At 66.6% G+C, this 19,465-nt stretch carries 4 protein-coding genes; 3 read left to right on the plus strand and 1 reads right to left on the minus strand.

Translation table 11 applies throughout. The annotated features are described in order from the left end of the window. The first annotated feature begins 699 nt into the window (after window positions 1-699). From VGN82_RS05015 to VGN82_RS05025, 3 genes are all read left to right on the plus strand, one after another. Complete coding sequence (locus VGN82_RS05015) at window positions 700-2,007, plus strand: TolC family outer membrane protein (protein ID WP_327525892.1); 1,308 nt, start codon at window positions 700-702, stop codon at window positions 2,005-2,007. A gap of 165 nt (window positions 2,008-2,172) precedes the next feature. Beyond that, entirely contained in the window at window positions 2,173-4,296 is a 2,124-nt protein-coding gene (locus tag VGN82_RS05020) for a type I secretion system permease/ATPase (protein WP_327525893.1), read from the plus strand. After that, window positions 4,283-5,599 carry an HlyD family type I secretion periplasmic adaptor subunit gene (locus VGN82_RS05025; protein WP_327525894.1) on the plus strand — a complete coding sequence of 439 codons (1,317 nt, stop codon included), beginning with the start codon at window positions 4,283-4,285 and terminating at the stop codon, window positions 5,597-5,599. Before VGN82_RS05020 ends, VGN82_RS05025 begins: the two co-directional genes overlap by 14 nt. Window positions 5,600-6,208: 609 nt before the next feature. Here VGN82_RS05025 and VGN82_RS05030 read toward each other — a convergent pair. Further along, a complete protein-coding gene (locus tag VGN82_RS05030) occupies window positions 6,209-19,291 on the minus strand; it encodes a T1SS-143 repeat domain-containing protein (protein ID WP_327525895.1) in 13,083 nt (4,360 codons plus the stop codon). Between the last annotated feature and the right edge of the window lie 174 nt (window positions 19,292-19,465).

The raw sequence follows: 19,465 nt of genomic DNA on the forward strand, positions 1-19,465 counted from the left end.
CGGTTCGCCGCCTGCTTCTCGGCGCGGCTTCTGCCGGCCCTGGCAGGACGCTTCCGTCCGGCCTCCCTGCCGTGACGCTCGGCGACAGGTTGGCCGTGTCTGGCGCGTCACCATCTCGATGTCGTCCGAGTCGTTCGCGGCATCATGACGTAGAGTTTGGCGCGGGCGGCAGGCGCCGGCTGGACTTTCTGCTCAATGCTGCAACATGCGGCACAGTAATGGGTTGTGGCATGGGCCTTCATGCCAATCGGGGAGGTGAGCTACCCGCAACCTTCAGCTCCGTCGCCTGGTCCAACATTCGGCGAAGCGTCTCCGGATCGCGCGGGCTTGATGTTTTTGTTTTTCTTATCAATGATTTATGATTGCAAATGGTATCGACGGGGCGCGCTTGGCTAGCGATGCCCTCCCGGCACTGCCTGTGCCGGTCGGCGCGGTCCATATTATCGCCATCGCATTGCGGCGGGCGAGTTTGATGGCGCCAGTGTGTCGAACCGGTCACCGAATCAGACAAAACGTCGGGAAATTCGGCGTAAGTTAACATTAAATTTCAATTAAACATCGAACCGATATTGCATTTCGATGCCGTTTGGATATCGCATGGAATGCGGCGCTGACTGACTAAGAGTTTCTCTGGGGCGGGTCTCGATGTTACGAATCTTGCGATGGGCGGCAGTGGCCGCTTTCATGACGAGCCCCGTTGTGTCTCAAGCAATGTCGCTTGAGCAAGCCATCCGAGAAGCCGTCGCGACCAATCCAAGAATCGGCGAGGCGGCGGCTAACCGCCGGGCTGTCGATTTCGAGGTCCGACAAGTTCAAGGCGGTCTTCTCCCGCAGGTTCGCGTCGTCGGTGAGGCGGGTTTCGAACGCGGCCGTCGCTTCGACAGCATTCCGACCGCCAACGATGACAAATGGCGTCGCGGCGCCGAGGGCGGTGTGGTCGTGCGCCAGCTGCTGTTCGATGGCGGCTCCACGATCAACGAGATCTATCGGCAGATGGCGCGGTCGGACGCCGCGGCCTGGAGGACTTTCGAGCGCGCCGAGCTGACGGCGCTCGATACCGTCGAATCCTTCGTCGACATCATCCGTTATTCGGAATCCTTGGCCGCCGCGCGACGTAACATCCAGGTCCACCAGGCGCTGGGCAAGAACGTCGAGTCCCGTTTCGAAGGCGGCCGGGCCGGCGTCGGCGATCGTGACCAGGTTCGTGAGAGGCTCGAAGCCGCCCTCGCCATCGAGGCCGAGCTGAAGATCCGGCTGGAGGACGGCAAGGCGGCCTTTCGTCGGACCGTCGGCAAGGAGCCGCAGGCGCTGAAGTCGCCGCCCCGGATCGGTGGCCTGCCCGGTTCGAAGAAGGAGGCGCTCGAGCTCACCTTGGCGAGCAACCCGACCCTTCTGGCCTCGCAATCCGACGTGACCGCCTCGAAGCGCGCCTATGATGCTGCGCTCGGGCCGATGCTGCCGACCGTCTCGCTGGAGGCTGGCGCCACGCATGGCCGCAACTCGAGCGAGCGCACCGGCCGCTTCGACGATGCCAGCGCGAAGGTTGCGATGAACTGGGACATCTTCGACGGCGGTACGCGCGCGGCCCGCCGCAGCGAGTTGTCCGAGCGCGTGACCGAGCAGCAGATGCGGCTCGATGCACTGCGGCGCTCGGCCTTCGAGAGCGTCGACCGCGCCTGGGCGGCCCGTGCGAACTCCGGCGCCCGCGTCAGCTCGCTGGTCGCGCAGGTCAAGGCGGCCGAGACGGTCGTCAAGGCCTATCAGTCCGAGTACGAGCTGGGACAGCGGACCCTGCTCGATCTGCTCAACGCGGAGAACGGCCTGTTCAACGCCAAGCTTTCGCTGGCTTCGGCCCGCATGGTCGCTGTGTTCGCGGATTATCAGCTGCTGGCAACATCCGGCCGGCTCCTGAGCCGCCTGAACATCACCCCGCCGGACGAGTCGCGTTTGCGCCTCGAGCAGCAGCGCAACCTGTTCCCCGACATCTTCGCGTCGCCCCTGCGCTGAGATCGGCTTTAGCAATCATCTTAACTATTTAGTAAGAGCGCAGAAAATGCGTCGAAAAATGTGCAATAGTGACGTCAAGGAGAATCCTTGATGTCATTGGCGGAAGTGATCATCGAACCGAGAGAGGATCGGCATAGCGCTCAGCCGAGAAGTCTCGATCCTCTCTTGCAGGCGCTGCTCGTCGTTTCTTCGCATTACGGCCGTTCTGTTGGCGCGGAAGCGATCCGGGCCGGCCTTCCACTTGTCGACGGCGCCCTCACCGCGGATCTCTTCCCTCGCGCGGCCGGGCGAGCCAATCTCGAGGCCGTCGCCCAGGCGCGGGCCCTTCCCGATATTCCCGCGCTGGTGCTGCCCGCAGTTCTGGTGCTGATCGACGGCATCGCGGTGCTGAAGGCGATCGATCAAGAGGCCGGCCGCGCCCAGATCGTCGATTGCTCGGATCCCGACGCCCGGCTCGAGGACATTCCGCTCGCGCTCCTGCAGGCGCGCTATTCGGGGCTCGCCTTCTTCGTGCGACCCAAGCCCCTCGCTGCCGGCCGACGCGAGGTCCTGAAAGACCTCGCCGGAGCGCACTGGTTCTGGTCGGTCGTCGGCAAGTTCCGCTCGAACTATGTCCATATCGGCCTCAGCGCCTTCCTGATCAACATGCTGGCGCTGGTCTTCCCGCTGTTCGTGATGGCGGTCTATGACCGGGTCCTGCCGAACTATGCGGTATCCTCGCTGGTCGCGCTGGCCATCGGCGTCGCCTTGTCTTTCGTCTTCGACGTCGCGCTGCGGATCGCTCGCAGCCGGATGATCGACCTGACCGGCAAGCAGGCGGACGTCGTCCTCGCCTCGAACATCTTCGAGCATGTCCTGGGCCTGAAAATGCGGGCGCGGCCGAACAGCGTCGGCGTGCTTGCCAACCAGATCCGCGACTTCGACAGCGTCCGGGAGTTCTTCACCTCCTCCTCGCTGATCTCGTTGACGGACCTGCTCTTCGCCGTCCTGTTCGTGGCGATCATGTTCCTGATCGTCGGGCCGCTCGCCTGGATTCCGGTGCTGTTGCTGCCGGTGATCATCGGCATCGGCCTGTTGATACAGCGCCCGCTGGAGCGCGCGATGAAGGAACTGCAGGCCGAAGCGGCGGCGCGCCACGGCGTGCTGGTCGAGTCGATTGCGAGCCTCGAGACGGTGAAGGTGCTCGGTGCCGAAGGGCGGATGCAATCGGTCTGGGAGCGTTCCGTCGCGGCCTCGGCCCGCTCGGGTGAGGCGGTCCATTACTGGTCCTCGCTCGCCCTCACGCTGTCCAACGCCGCCCAGCAGGTGGCGCAGCTCGTCCTGATCGTCGTCGGCGTCTTCCTGGTCATGAACAACACGATCAGCGTCGGTGGCCTCGTCGCCGCGAACATGCTGATCGGGCGCATCCTGTCGCCCCTGACGAACATCGCGGCGATGATGACGCGCGGCGCGCAAACCTCGCAATCGCTCCAGGCGATCGACCGCATCATGGCGCTCGACACCGAGCGGCCCAAGGACAGGGTCTTCGTGGCGCGCCAGGTCGCCAAGGGCTCGATCAGCTTCCAAAACGTGTCCTTCAGCTATCCGGGGACGAAGACGAAGGCCCTCGACCGCGTCAGCTTCACGATCAATCCCGGCGAGCGGGTCGGCATCGTCGGCCGCATCGGTTCGGGCAAGACGACCGTGGGCCGCCTCCTTTCGGCGCTCTACGAGCCGGATGAGGGCCAGGTCCTGGTCGATGGGGTCGATCTGCGCCAGTACGATCCGGCTGACATCCGCTCCGGCATCGGGATCGTGCTTCAGGACGTCCAGCTCTTCTTCGGCACCGTCCGGGAGAACATCGTCGTCGGTCGCCCGGCATCGACCGATGCCGAAGTCGTCGAGGCCGGGCGCCTCGCCGGCGTCGAGGATTTCATCGGGCAGCACCCGGACGGCTATGACATGGCGGTCGCCGAGGGCGGGCGCAGCCTCTCGGGCGGGCAGCGACAATCCGTGGCCTTGGCGCGCGTGCTGATCCGCAACCCCAAGATCCTGTTCATGGACGAGCCGACCAGCGCGCTCGACATGAGCAGCGAGTCCGAGTTCTGCGCCAGGCTGAACACAGTGCTCGGCCGGGACAGCACCTTCGTCGTCAGCACGCACCGCGTCTCGCTGCTGCGTTTCGTCGACCGCCTTATCGTCTTCGAGCATGGCCGCATCATCGCGGATGGCCCGCGCGACCGCATCCTGACGGAACTGGCCAAGTCGAACCGCGGCCAGCAGGGAGGCGCGGCGCATGCGGGCAACTGACTTCGATTATGCGAACGACGTCCGCGCCGCGATCGAGCTGCGGACGCCGAAGACCTATCGCATCCTGATCCGCGTCTGCCTGGCCCTGCTGGTGGTGGGGCTGGCCTGGGCCTCCTTCGCCGTGCTGGACGAGGTGACGCGTGGCGAGGCCAAGGTGGTTCCCTCGCGCCAGATCCAGATTTTGCAGACGCTCGAGGGCGGGATCGTCGAATCGATCGATATCCGGGAGGGCGCGATCGTCCAGCGTGGGCAGGTGCTGATGCGGATCGACCCGACCAGCTTCGCCGCCCAGCTGGGCGAGGTCAGCGAGCGCCGCGGCGCCCTCGTCGCCCGCGCTGCCCGCCTTGCCGCCGAGGCGAGCGGAGCGGAGAAGCTCGCATTCGATCCGGCGCTGGAGCGCGACTTCGCGCGCGTGGTCGCGCTCGAGCTGTCGCTGTTCGAGGCCAGGGCGCGCAAGCTCGCCCAGGACGTCGAGGTGCTGCGACAGCAGGAAGAACAGCGCCGGCGCGAGCGCGACGAGCTTCGCGCCCAGGAGCAGCGCCTGAGCGCGACCGCCGAGTTGCTGGCGCGCGAGGTCACGCTGACGCGACGTCTCCACCAGTCCAAGGTGGTGCCGGAAATCGAGATGCTGCGGCTCGAGCGACAGGTCACCGATGTCCGCGGCCAGCTCGACGTCGCCAAGGCATCGCTTGCCCGCATCGAGCTCGCGATCGACGAGGCCTCCTCACGCAGGGGGAGCGCGACCGCCACCTTCCGCGCGCTCGCCGAGGAGGAGCTGGTCAAGAGCCGTGGTGACCTGGCCGTTCTCGACGAGACCATCAAGGCAGCGCAGGACCGCGTGAAGCGCACCGATTTGCGCGCGCCGGTCTACGGCATCGTCAACAAGGTCAATGTGGCAACCATCGGCGCCGTGCTGCAGCCGGGTCAGCACCTCGTCGAGATCGTGCCGCTGGATGACACCTTGCTGGTCGAGGCGCAGGTCCGGCCGGCCGATATCGCCTTCATTCGCCCGGACCAGCCCGCCGTGGTCAAGATCACGGCCTATGATCCCACGATCTACGGGTCGCTTCACGGCAATGTCGAGCGCATCAGCGCCGACACTTCGTCCACCGACAAGGGCGAGACCTTCTATCGCGTGACCGTGCGCACGACGAAGAACCATCTCGGCAGCGAGAACGCCCCGTTGCCGATCATCCCGGGCATGGTCGGCACGATCGAGGTCCTGACCGGACACAAGAGCGTGCTGGCCTATATGCTGAAGCCGGTCACGAAGGTTCGGACCGAGGCGCTGCGCGAACGCTGAAGGCCGGCAAGCCGCACCCTGCATCGCGAATTTCGCGGGCGGCGCCCCAACGGGCGCCGCATTTTTTTAGTGCTCGAGCGGGCGCTCGGTGTGCGGTGAGTCTTGCACCTGAAGCCCGGAATGGCTTCCGGCAGGGTCGAGGCCTCCGCCCGGGCGCTCTGCCGACACAGCCCTGCTCGCCGCTTGCTCGCGCATCGGCCGCCCTTCACGAGCAGCTATGCCTGGCAGGGCTCGCCCGTGCTTCATGGCACAAGGTGCCCCCAGCCTTGCAGGTCAGGCTCTATAGCGCGCTGATTCTTTTTCTTAACCACTCTTTCGTCCCGGGCTTGCCCCGGAATCCATTCCGGAAGCTGACCGATCAGCGCTCCGGAATGGATTCCGGATCTCCGCATCGCTCCATCCGGGATGACCCGCGCTCCCATCAAGACCAAGCCCGCTCCAGCCGCTCAAGCTACAGTGCCGAAGGCTTCGCGGCGGCGTCCAAGAAGCTTGCGCCACTTCGATCGCCGATGCAGCGCTGCTTGGGCGCTAGGCGATGGTTGGTCACAAAAGAAAAGGCGGAGACCCGGTGGGGCCTCCGCCTCGTCTGCCTGTTCATCCTGCGAGGGGTCAGGCGCGGATGATGTCGTTGGCCGTCACCGTCGCGCCGTTCTCGAGCTGGGCGAGAAGGACACGGTCGCCGCCGGCGCTGGTCGGCGTCGGATCGTAATAGAGCAGCGACGGATTGCTGCCGCCGGTTCCATCGAAGAAGATGAAGTGCTGGTCGGCTAGGAAATTCCCGCTCTGAGCCGCGCTGGCCGTGGCGGCGGACCCGAACGAGCCGGTGTTCAGCGCGGAGCCGGCGCCGCCCGAGAAGTCGGACGCCGAGAGGTTCGCGAAGCCGGAGATTTCCACCTGGATCTTGTCGGCGTTGCCGTTCTGCTTGAAGTCGGTGATGCGATCGCCGCCTTCAGCCATAGAGCGATAGCCGAAGATGTCGGAGTCGGACTCGCCGGTCAGGATATCGGCGCCCAGACCGCCAAACAGGATATCGGCGCCGTTGTTTCCATTCATCGTATCGACGCCTGCGCCGCCCTCTAGGATATCGCTGTCAGTGCCACCGATGAGAGTGTCGTCGCCGTCGCCACCCAGCAGCACGTCGCTACCGTTGCCGCCTTCCAGCGTGTCATTCCCATCGCCGCCAGAGAGGAAGTCGGTGTCCGTGTCTCCGCGAAGAGTATCGTTGCCGGCTCCGCCGTAGAGCGCGTCGCTGCCGTTGCCTCCGTCAAGAATGTTATTGAACCCGTTGCCGATCATCACATCGCCGTTCGGGCCGCCAAGGACGGCGGTCGTGATCGCCTGCGCGGGATCGAGAATGATCGCGTCGCCTCTGTTGTTGTTCTGATAGCCGGGGTCGTTGCTGCTCGTGATGGTGTACTTATCGCCGTTCGCATCGAGAGCTGAGAACGCGACATAAGTGCTTGCGACCTGGCCGAGGCTGTCGGTCGCCGTGATCTTGGCGACATAGAGGCCGACTTGGCCGTTCGTCGGATCGCCGCTGATCACCGAGCCGTTGATCTGCTCCCATCCCCAGATCGCGCCCCCGGCGATGTGCTGCACGGTGTAGGTCAGCGCGCCCTGCCCACCGCTGAACAGCGACGCCATGTTCAGGTTGAACTTATCCGGCGTCGGAACGCCATCGACGAACGCGTATTGCGCGCTCGCAGACGCCACCGTGATCGGCACCGGCGTCTCGTTGACGTCCGTCACCTGAACGATGAACGTCTCGGTCCGGCTCAGGCCGCCGGCATCCGTCGAGGTCACGTCGATCGAATAGCCGCGCCCGCCATCCTGTAGCAGCGGCGCGGTCTCGAAATCGAGCGGCCCAGCGGCGCGCAGTTCACTGCCCGAGATCGCGAACAGCGAGGCGTGGGTCCCCGACAGCGTGTAGCTGTGGGTGTCGCCGGTATCGACATCCGCCGTCGACAGCGTCCCGATCACGGCATTCGCGGCGTTGTTCTCCGCAATGCTGCTGGCCGAAAGCGAGATGTCGTGCGGACGGTCGTTCGCACCCTGAACCGTGAACGAGACCGTCCCCGTCGCGGTGCCGCCGCGCCCGTCGGACACGGTGTAGGTGAAGCTGTCCTGCAGCGTGTCCGAGGGCAGGCGCAGCGCGTTCAGCGCCGCAACGGCCGTCGGGTCGTAGCGCACCTCGTTGCCGACGATGGTCACGGCGGCGCCGAGCGCGCTGAGGCCGGAGACCCCGGTGAGGTCCAGCGTATCCCCGTCCAGATCCGTGTCGTTGCCGAGCAGAACCGACTTCAGGATGGCCGCGACGGTGTCCTCGTTGGTGACGAAGGTGTCGGGATTGGCCACCGGCGCGTCGTTGATCATCTGCTCCAGCGTCAGCGTCTGGCCGCTGCCGGCGAACTCGAAGGTCTCGACATTGGTGGTCTTGACCGTCGCGCCGGTCACGCGGTTGACGATGGTGTAGACGTCGCCCGCGCGGCCGACGGTGTAGTCCTCCCAGGCGCCGGCGAGCTTGACGAGATCGCTGTCGCCCGAGGTCACGACGTCCTGGTCGTTGAAGACGACCGTGCGCCCTGCGAGATTCGCCGTGCTCAGGTCGAGCACGTCGTCGCCGGCGCCGCCGTTGAACACGATCGTCGACATCGCGATGGCCGTGTTCTCGATGTTGCCGATCGTCAGTGTGTCGCCGGCGTTGCCGGCGTTGAAGACGACGCGCTCGATCTCGTCGGCGCGGATGCCGCCGCCGGCATAGCTGACCAGGATATCGGTCGCGTCGCTGCCGGTGCTCGGCAGGATCTCGTCGCCGCCGATGACCCGCGACAGCGTGTAGCTGCGCGCGGTGGCATCGCCGTTGACGACGAGGACGTCGTAATCGGGGTAGGCGCTGCCGGTTTCGGAACCGCCATCCACCCGGTCATAACCGTCGCCCGTGGTGTGGACGATGGTGTCGTTGCCCTCGCCGCCGATCAGGATGTCGTCGCCGCCACGGCCCTCGATCAGGTCGTTGCCGGCGCCGCCCTGCAGGATGTTCGCCGCCGAGGAGCCGCGGATGGTGTCGTTGGCGCTGGTTCCGGTCGCATTCTCGAAGTTGGTGATCAGATCCGTCGCTGTCGCGCGGATCGCCGTGCCGGCAGCAAGGTCGATCGTCACGGCGCCGTTGACGATGCCGTAGTTCGCGTGGTCGGTGCCGTCCCCGCCATTGACCACCGCTCCGGTCGTGTGCGAGCCGCCATAGACCTCGTCATTGCCGTCGCCCAGATTCGCCGTGACCGAGCCGATCGCCGCGAGCTGGTTCAGGAACAGGCCGTTGCCCTCGGCATTGCCTTCGACATGGACGTCGATGCCGGTCAGGTTGCCGGTGAGGACGACCTGCTCGTTGCCCTTGAGCTCGATCTCGACCTTCTCGACCCGGGTGGCGACGAGCGTCGCCTCGGCCGGGCCGGAGAAGTTGTTGACCGTCAGATTGAAGCCGCCAGCCGTCGCGGTGACGTCGTAGCGGTTCTGCTCGGCCGCCAGACGGGTGACCTTGAGCTTGTCGGTGCCGGTTCCGCCGTCGATCACATCCGAGCCGTCGCCGACGATCCCGCCGCCGTTGCCGGGGTTGTAGACGAAGAGATCGTCTCCATCCCCGCCATTGAGCGTGTCGTTGCCAGCGCCACCGATCAGCGTGTCGTTGCCGGCGTCGCCGTTGAGCGTGTCGGCGCCTGCACCGCCCCAGAGCTCGTCGTCGTTGTCGCCGCCATTCAGCGTGTCATCGCCACCCAGGCCCGAGAGCAGGTCGTTGCCGGCGCCGCCCAGCAGGGTGTCGGAGCCCGCACCGCCGCCGAGCGCGTCATTGCCGGTACCGCCATCCAGGACGATGCCGCCGCCGGGGTTGTTGCTGGCATAGTTGGCCGGCACGAGAATGATGTCGTTCCCGTCGGTGCCGACGATGCTCTCGATGTTCTGCAGATAGCTCGTCGCCGTGTAGGCGTCGTAGACGAAGCCCGAACCCGCGCCCTTGTCGAGCAGGATGGCGTCGCTGCCTGTGCCGCCATCGGTCGGGTCCATCGTCCCGGCCAGCCCGGCCACGCTCAGCGCGCGCTTGCTGCCGTCGCCGAGCTCGATGTCGCGGGTTCCGCTGCTCAGCACCAGGTCAGCGCCGAGGCGGAAGATGTCGTCGCCGCCGCCGCCGGAGAGCGTGTCGCCGGCATTGCCGCCGGCGATCTCGTTCGCGCCGTCATTGCCGGCGATCACGTTGCTGCCGGCATTGCCGACGACGTTGATCGGGGCCGTGCCGGCCAGCGTGACGTTGTTCGCGCCGGCGCCCAACGTCAGCACGATACCGGTGTCGTCCGCCTGACCTTCGACGACGAGGTTGTCCTTGGTCAGGGTGGCCAGCTCGCCGACGATCGTGCCGGCGATCAGGATACGCATGCCGGCCAGCGTCGTGGGCGCGTCGTTGGCCTGCTGGATGCTGGCATAGGTGCCGATCAGCGTGGCGCCGCTATAGACCTGAACGGGCGCCGTCGCGGGGTCGAGGTTGAAGTCAACATCGCCGTCGCCGTCGAAGTCGATCCCCTCGATGCCATAGAGCGTGTCGGTGTTGGCACCGCCCGGATCGTATTCGGGGGCGGAGGCCAGCGCCGTCACCTGCCAGGCGCCGAGCCCAGCGTTGAAGGTCACGACGTAGCTCGTGGCCGGCCCGCGATAGACGGCACGGTCGTTCTCGCCGGTGGTCGGGCCGAGATCGGAGCCGGTCGGGTTCAGCGAGAAGTTGTTGCCGTAGAGCACGTCGCTGCCGGCGCCGCCCTCAAGCAGGTCGTCGCCACCGCGTCCGACCAGGATGTCGTTGCCGGCATTGCCCTGCAGCCGGTTGACGCCCTCCTCGCCATAGATCGTGTCGTTGTTGATCGTGCCTTCGGCGTTCTCGAAATTGACGATCCGGTCCGTCGCGATCAGCGCATTGGTGGCGTTGTTGAAGCGATCCGCCGTCCCGGCATCGAGGTCGATGACGACGCGCGGGTTCGAGAGCTGGCTATAGGAGACGAAGTCGATGCCGGCGCCGCCGTCGACATCCGCCGCGACGCTCTGGTTGCCCGCACCGAAACTGTCGTCACCGCCCTTGAGGTCAGCGACCAGCTTCGTCGCCGAGGACAGGTAGGCGCTCGACAGGACGTTGCCGGTGTCGGCACCGGTCACGCTCACATCCGTGACGCCGGTCAGGTAGCCGCCGGCGCCGCTGGTGCCGATGATCGCCCACTCGTAGTCGCCAAGCGTCAGCTCGACCTTCTCGACGCCGGTCGTCGTCACCGTGCCTTCGCCGACGGCCGTGGTGCCGGCCTGGTCATCGCTGACCACGGCGGTGAAGCCGGTCGCGTTGCCGCTGAGATAGGTGTTGCGGCCCGGGCCCGCAGGATCGCCCTTGGCGAGAACGAGCGTGTCGATGCCGTCGCCGCCGGAGACGGTGTCGTCACCGTCGCCCTGGGCATAGAGGAAGGTGTCGTCGCCGCCCTTGCCCTCGAGCACGTCGTTCCCGCCGCGCCCCTCGAGCAAATCGCTCTGGTCGCCGCCGATCAGTTCGTTGGCGTTGGCGTCGCCGTGGAACTCGACATGGATGCTCTCGGGATTGCCGTTCTCAAGCCGTTCGAGATTGGCGATCTGGTTGCCGGAGCCGAGATAGACTCCGCCCGTGATCGTCCCCGCAGCCATGTCGGCGACGACCGTCTGTCCGGCCGACAGGCCCTTGACGATCATCCGGTCGAAACCGTCGCCACCGTCGAACAGCGAGTTGGTATAGCCGGAGGTACCGGCGTCGAGACCGCCCTCGATCGTGTCGTTGTCCGCTCCGCCGTAGACCTTGTCCGTGCCGCCGCCACCGCGGAGCGTGTCGTTGCCTTCACCGCCGTACAGGGTGTCGTCGCCGGCCATTCCGTAGAGCTGGTCGGCGCCACCGAGCCCGTGCAGCTCATCGTTGCCGCCATTGCCGGTCAGGACATTGGCTTCGCTGCCGCCGAACAGGATGTCGTCGCCAGCGCCGCCGATCGCATTCGCGATTCCGGCGACGTTGTCGATGCCGACGATCTTCGGCGTGGCGCCCTGCAGGTCCGTCGCCGTATCGCCGGCGACCTGCTGCCCGTTGCCGCCGATATGCGCGATGCCGTCGAGATTGACGAATACACCCGTCTGCAGCGCCGCATAGTTGATCGAGGAGATCGAGCCGGCGGCATCGATGCGCACTGCGAAGCTCGTGGCGGCCGTGTCACCGTCATTGTCGGTCGCCGTCACCGTGAAGCCGAGTTCGATCGGCGTGCCGGCCGCGCCGGAATGATCGAGCGGCTGGCGCAGGGTGAAGACATAGGAGCCGGTTCCCGCAGCCGAAAGTTCGACCGAGAGGACGACCCGGGCATCCGACAGGCTGGTCGGGATGGTCGTGCCGACATAGCCGACGAGGACGCCGTTCAGGTAGCCGAAGGAGACAGGCTGGCCGCCGGAGCTCAGGGCTGCGCCCGAAGCCAGGCCGCTGACCGCGACGCCGGTCCCGGCGACGAGCGACCGCGCGCCATCCGCGCCCCAGGCGACGGTGAACGTGCCGCTTTCGCTGACGACCCCGCCGACGGCTGCGATGCGCTCATCCTCGTCGATCGTGCCCAGGGCCGGCGCGGCGCCGACCACGGGGGTGTCGTCATCGACAACCAGACGGATGGTGCCGTCGGAGGTGTCGCCGTCGGCGTCGGTGACGCGATAATCCAGGTCGAACCCGACCTCGTTCTCGTTCGCGCCGTTGCCGTGCCTGAGCGCCGCGTGCTGCACGACGGTATAGGCGCCGGTCTGCGGGTCCAGGGTCGCCGTCAGGACATGGACCGTCGCTCCGCTCTGGAGCTGGAAGATCTTGAGCTCGCCGCCCGAGATCGTCGCGGAGTAGGTGGAGTTGCTGCTGAAGGTCGGCGCGATCCAGGCGACCGTGCCGCCATCCGCGCCGAACTTGATTGCCAGCGTGCCGCTGGTGTTGGTGGCGTCGCCGCCGTCGCCGGGACCACCGGGGTTGCCGCCTGCAAGCGCGTCGTCGTCGAGGCCGACCCGGACCTCTCCAGGCGCCACCGGCACGTCGTCGACGATGTTGATCGCGAAGGAGCCGTTGATCGAATCGCCGTCGCCGTCGGTCGCGACATAGCCGATGCTGATGCCCAGCGTATTTTCGCCGTTGTCGCCCGCGCCATGCGCCAGCGCGTTGTCGAGCAGCGTGAAGGTGTAGGTGCCGTTGCCGTTCAGAACGACCTTCCACGAGCCGTCATTGGCCGCGAGCGTCTGTGTCGCCGCGGTCCAGGTCGCGCCCGCCGCGCTCAGCGCGATGGAGCCGTTCAGCGTGCTCGAGCCGTTGGCGGAATCCGCGCCCAGGCTGATCGGCAGCGAACCGGTCGCCGAGAGCGCCTCCTTGGTGCCGTCGGTGCCGCCCGCGAGGTCGTCCTCGTCCAGGGTGAGACCGGTGGTCACCGGGCCGGTCAGGGCCGGCATGTCGTCATCGACCACGACACGGATGACGCCGTCCGCAATGTCGCCGTCGCCGTCGGTAACGCGGTAGTTCAGGTTGTAGGGGACCTCGTTCTCCTCGGCCGCGTTCGGGTGCTTCACGGGCGCATTCTGTACGACCGAATAGGCGCCCGTCTGGGGATCGAGGGTCGCGGTCAGGATGTTGACCGTCGTCGTCCCCTGGAGCTGGAAGATCTTCAGCTCGCTGCCCGAGATCGTGTAGCTGTAGCCACTCGTGATGAAGGTCGGAGCGGTCCAGGCGACCGTGCCGCCATCCGCACCGAACTGGATCGCCAGCGTGCCGCTGGTGTTGGTCGAATCGCTGCCGTCGCCGTCGCCACCGGGGTTTCCGCCCGTCAGCGCGTCGTCGTCGAGTCCGACCCGAACCTGCTCCGGCGCCACCGGCACGTCATCGACGATATCGATTGTGAAGCTTGAGTTTGCGGTGTCGCCGTCGGCGTCCTTGGCGACGTAGCCGAAGGCGAGGGCGAGCTTGGCGCCGTTGGCGCCGAGATGGTCGAGATTGTCGGAGAGGGTGAAGCTGTAGGAGCCGCTGGCGGCGTCCGACAGCTGAAGGGTGAAGATCGTGCGGCCACCGGCGGTCGCGGTCAGCAGGGTGCTGCCATTGCTCAGCGCATAGCTCAGCGCCTGGCCGTTCGAGGTCAGGCCGAGCGCGTTCAGCGCCGAGACCGTGTTGCCGGCGAAGGCGATGCTGCGGTCGATCGTGCCGCTGTTCGGGTTGGCGTCGTCGGCGCCCCAGGAGATGCCGAGGGCGACGCCGTTCAGGCTGGCCGGGGTGAAGACGTTGCCGCTGGCCGTCGAGGTCGCCTCGGTCACGCTCTGGGTGGCGACCGGCGCGATCGAGGGCCGGCCCTGGTCGTCGTTGATGGTGACGCTGAAGTCGTCGCTGGCGGTGTCGCCATCGGCGTCGCGGGCGACGAAGTCGAAGTCCAGGCGCAGCGAGCTGCCCTGCTGGCCGAGATGGTCGACATTGTCGAGCAGCTCGAAGCTGTAGGAGCCGTTGTTGGCGTCGGAGAGCGTGACGCGGAAGACCTGGCGGTCGCTCGCGTCGAGCGCGCCGCCATTGTCGTTGGCGATGCCGAGGATCTCGGTCGCCGAGACCCGCAGGAAGCGCACCGTCACCCCGTTCGAGGTGAGCGTCGCACCGGTGCTGGTGCGCACCGTGTCGCCGGTGTCGATCGAGGTGGAGAACGAGACCGAGCGGTCGATCGCACCGCTGTTCGGATTGGCGTCGTCGGCACCCCAGGCGATGGCGAGCGAGCCGCCGGCGCTGGCCGCGACGAAGACCTCGGCGCCGGCCGGGCCGCTGGTGTTCTCGGTCACCGCGCTGGCGACCGGGTTGCCGATCTCGGGCCGGTCGTCGGCGATGGTGATGTTGAAGCTGTCGGTGACGCTGTCGCCGTCGGCGTCGGTGGCGCGGAAGCCGAAGTTCAGCGTACGGCTGTCGTCGTTCGGGCCCGAGACGGCGTGGTCGATGTTGTCGGAGAGCGTGAAGGTGTAGGAGCCGCTGCCATTGTCCGAGAGCGTGATCGTGAACACCGTGCGCGCCGGGCTGCCGGCGCTGGCGGTCAGGGTCAGGCCGTCGGCGCTGAGGCTGTAGCTGATCGCCTCGCCGTTCGAGGTCAGCCCGGCCGGTGCCGCGCTCGTGGTGAAGGCGACGCTGCGGTTATGGGTCGCGCCGCTGTTGTTGTCGTCCATGCCCCAGGCGATCTCGAGATCGCCCGTGTGCACCAGCGAGTCCTTCGGCGGGTTGTCGTTGCCGTTGGCGAGGTCGTCCTCGTCGACGAACTCGCTCTCGGGATTGCCGATCCGCGGGGCGTCGTCGTTGACCGTCACCGAGAAGCTCGCATCGACGCTGTCGCCATCGGCGTCGGTCGCGCGCACGCCGAAGTTCAGGACGATGTTGTCCTCGATATTGGCCAGCGGGTGGTCGAGATTGTCGAGCGCCTCGAAGCGGTAGCTGCCGCTGTCCTCGTCGGAGAGCGTCACCCGGAAGACCCGGCGGCCGCCGGCGCTGACCAGCCCGTCATTGTCGTCGTCGGCGATGCCGAGGATCTCGGTCGCCGAGACCCGCACGAAGCGCACCGTCGCGCCGTTCGAGGTCAGGGTCGCGGCGGCGTTGCCATAGGTGACGGCCTGGTTGTTCGCCACGTTCAGGAAGGCGACCGAGCGATCGGCGGCGCCGCCATTGTTGTCGTCCATGCCCCAGGCGATGTTGAGGTCGCCGCTGGCGCTGGCGAAGTCGAAGAGGACGTCGCCAGGATAGTTGTGCTCCAGCCCGGTATTGCCGGACGCGTTGATGAACTCCTCGTCGACGGTGCGCGCATCCGGGGCGCTGGTGAAGCGCGGGCCGTCGTCGTCGACGCTGACGGTGAAGCTCGCGGTCGCGCTGTCGCCGTCGGCATCGGTGGCGCGGAAGCCGAAGCTCAGGACGATGTCGTCCTCGCTGCCGGCGACCGGGTGATCGAGATTGTCGTGCAGCGTGAAGCTGTAATTGCCGGTGGTGTCGTCGAGCGTCACGGTGAAGACGCGCTGCCCCGTCGAGGGCGCGGTGTTCGCATTCGGCGGATTGCTGCCGACGAAGCCGTAGAGCGTCGTGCCGACCACCCAGATCTTCACCTGCTGGCCGTCCGAGGTCAGGTTCGTGCCCGCGCCATAGGTCGCGTTCTGGCCGTTGACGAAGCCGTTGAAGGCGAGCGAGCGGTTGGCGCTGCCGCTGTTGTTGTCATCCGCGTTCCAGTCGACCCCGAGCGAGGCCGTCACCGTCGTCGCGGTGCCCGCGAGATCGCCGGGATAGCTGTGCTCGCCATCGCTGTTGCCGCTGCTCGACAGACCCTCCTCGTCGACGAAGCCGGCGACCGGGTTCGTGATCACCGGCACGTCGTCGGTGACGTTGACGGTGAAGCCGGTGTTGACGCTGTCGCCATCGGCATCGGTCGCGACGACGGCGAAGCCGAGCGCCAGGCTCGCCGCATTGGCGCCGAGATGGTCGATGTTGTCGGAGAGCGTGAAGCTGTAGCTGCCGTTGCCGGCATCCGAGAGGCTCACCGTGAAGATCACGCGACCGCCGGCCGAAGCCGTCAGGACGGTGTTGCCGCTGCTCAGCGCATAGCTCAGCGCCTGGCCGTTCGAGGTCAGGCCGAGCGCGTTCAGCGTCGAGACCGTGTTGCCGGCGAAGGCGACGCTGCGGTCGATCGCGCCGACACCCGGATTGGCGTCATCGCTGTTCCAGTCAATGTTCAGCGAGATCGCCGACAGAGTCTGGGCCTGGAACGCGTTCGAGCCGCCGCTCGCCGTCACTTCGGCCAGCGTCTGCGCCGCGATCGCAGCCGCGGTCGGGACGTCGTCGGTGACGTTGACGGTGAAGCTCGACGGCACGGCATCGCCATCGGCATCGGTCGCGACGATCGCGAAGCCGAGCGCCAGGCTCGCCGCGCTCGCGCCGAGATGGTCGATGTTGTCCGAGAGCGTGAAGGTGTAGGCGCCGTTGCCGGCATCCGAGAGCTGGACGGTGAAGATCGTCCGGCCACCGGCGGTTGCCGTCAGCAGCGTGCGGTCGGCGTTGAAGCCGTAGCTGATCGCCTCGCCGTTCGAGGTCAGGCCAGCCGGCGCCGACAGCCCGGCCGCGAAGCCGACCTTGCGGTCGATCGTGCCAGCGTTCGTGTTCGCCTCGTCGCTGTTCCAGTCAATGTTCAGCGACGAGGTCGCGATGGCGGTGACGAAGGAATCGTCTTCCCCGCCGGTCGTCTCGGCAATCGTCTCATCGGCGATCGGAGCTGCGGTCGGGACGTCGTCGATGACGTTGACGGTGAAGTTCGACGGCACGGCGTCGCCATCGGCGTCGGTCGCGACGATCGCGAAGCCGAGCGCCAGGCTTGCCGCGCTCGCGCCAAGATGGTCGATGTTGTCCGAGAGCGTGAAGATATAGCTGCCGTTGCCGGCATCGGAGAGCTGGACGGTGAAGATCGTGCGCCCACCGGCCGAGGCCGTCAGCAGGGTGCGATCGGCGTTGAAGCCGTAGGTGATCGCCTCGCCGTTCGAGGTCAGGCCCTCAGGCGCTGAAACGCCCGCCGCGAAGGCGACCTTGCGGTCGATCGTGCCGCTGTTCGGGTTGGCGTCGTCGCCGTTCCAGTCGATGTTCAGCGACGAGGTCGCGATCGCGGTGACGAAGGCATTGCCTTCGCCGCCGGTCGTCTCGGCAACCGTCTGCGCCAGGATGACGCCAGCGGTCGGAATGTCGTCGGTGACGTTGACGATGAAGCCGGTGTTGACGCTGTCCCCATCGGCATCGGTCGCGACGACGACGAAGCCGAGCGCCTGGCTCGCTGCGCTGGCGCCGAGGTGGTCGAGGTTGTCCGATAGCGTGAAGGTGTAGCTGCCGTTGCCGGCATCGGAGAGCTGGACGGTGAAGATCGTGCGCCCACCGGCCGAGGCCGTCAGCAGGGTGCGATCGGCGTTGAAGCCGTAGGTGATCGCCTCGCCATTCGAGGTCAGGCCCTCAGGCGCTGAAACGCCCGCCGCGAAGGCGACCTTGCGGTCGATCGTGCCGGCGTTCGTGTTCGCGTCGTCGCTGTTCCAGTCGATGTTCAGCGAAGCGGTGACGTCGCTCGAGATGAAGGCGTTGCCCGCTTCTTCACCCTCGCTTTGCCCCTCGCCCTGCCCTTCACTCGGACCTTCGGCTTCGCTCTGGCCCGCCGTCATTTCGGACAGGGTCTGCGCCGCAATCGCGCCCGCAACCGGAACATCATCGACGATATTCACGGTGAAGCTGTTCGGAACGGTGTCGCCGTCGGCGTCGGTCGCGACAATGGCGAAGCCGAGCGCCTGAATCGCGGCACCGGCACCGAGATGGTCGAGATTGTCGAGCAGGGTGAAGGTGTACGAGCCGTTGGCGAGGTCGGAGAGCTGGACGGTGAAGATCGTCCGGCCGCCGGCCGTGGCCGTCAGCAGCGTGCGCTCGCCATTGAAGGCGTAGCTGATCGCCTCGCCGTTCGAGGTCAGTCCGGCCGGCGCGGAAACACCTGCCGCGAAGGCGACCTTGCGGTCGATCGGGCCGGTGTTCGTGTTGGCGTCGTCGCTATTCCAGTCGATGTTCAGAGACGAGGTCGCAACGGCGGTGATGAAGACGTTGCCTTGCCCGCCGGTCGTTTCGGCAAGCGTCTGCGCCGCGATCGGCGCCGCATCGGGGGTATCGTCGTTGATCGTCACCGAAAGCGAGCCCGCGGCACGATCGCCGCTGCCGTCCTGGATGATGAACGGAAGTTCGATCGTCAGGCTGTCATCGGCATTCGCGATCGGATGATCGAGCGGCGCGAGCAGGGTGAATGTATAGTCGCCGGTCAGGAAGTTCGTTATGACCAGCGTGAACACGGGACCGTTCGCCGTCGCGCCGGTCAAGGTGAGGTTCGCCTGATCCCAAGTCAGCGTCACCGGCAGGCCGGCGGATGTCAGGCTGGTCGGACCGTCCGTGAAGATGATGGGCGTGGTCGACGAGGCGCCGTCGGCGCCGAACGCCAGCGTGATCCTGCCATTGACGACCGTGGCGGTGCCCGCGACGTCGCCGATGCCGCCATCGGAGCCGCCCAGACCATCTTCGTCGACGATGATGGCGCTCTGCGTTGCTGCGATCGAGGGGATGTTCTCCTCGGCGAGAGGGGTGATCTCGGGGCCGCCGCCCGCGCCTTCGTCCGCAAGCAGGGCGGTTCCATCGCGCTGCGTGATCCCCGGGCCGAAATTCGGATCGGTGACCGCCAGCGCCGAGCCGACCGAACCTGACGAGGAGGCAGGCCCGGCCGCCGGCAGGACGGACTGATCCGTCGAGATCGGAAACAGGCCCGCGAACTGCGCGCCGGAGATGTTCTGGCCGTTGCCAACTTCGATGCCGACGCCATCCGCGGGGCGGCCGAGCGGATCGAAGAACTGCTGCAGGACGAGCGCCGACTGATCCTGGAAGAGGATGATGAGACGGTCGCCGGAGCGAACCATCACGATCTGATCGTTGGCGATGCCCGAGAAATCGAGCCGCGTACCCGGGTCGACGCGCAGAACCACCGCGGCGCCATCTGAGGGCTTGACGAGCTTCACGCTTGCCGTCGGGGCGGCCGAAGTGCCCCCAGGCACCGAGGCCTGAGCCAAAATAAACGGAGCGTTCATCACGCCATCCCCCCGATACGCACAGCCGAACCAACTTTAGCTGGTGTCTTAACGTATTGTTTACGATTGACCATTCGTCAACAGTTCGGCGGCGAAAGCGCTAAACCCGTGTGAATAAGAGTTAATTCGGGCTCGAGAGCGAAGGCCGGTAAAAGCCCGGCATTCCCGTCAACA

The sequence above is a fragment of the Allobosea sp. genome (assembly GCF_035999205.1).
Classification (GTDB): Bacteria; Pseudomonadota; Alphaproteobacteria; order Rhizobiales; family Beijerinckiaceae; genus Allobosea.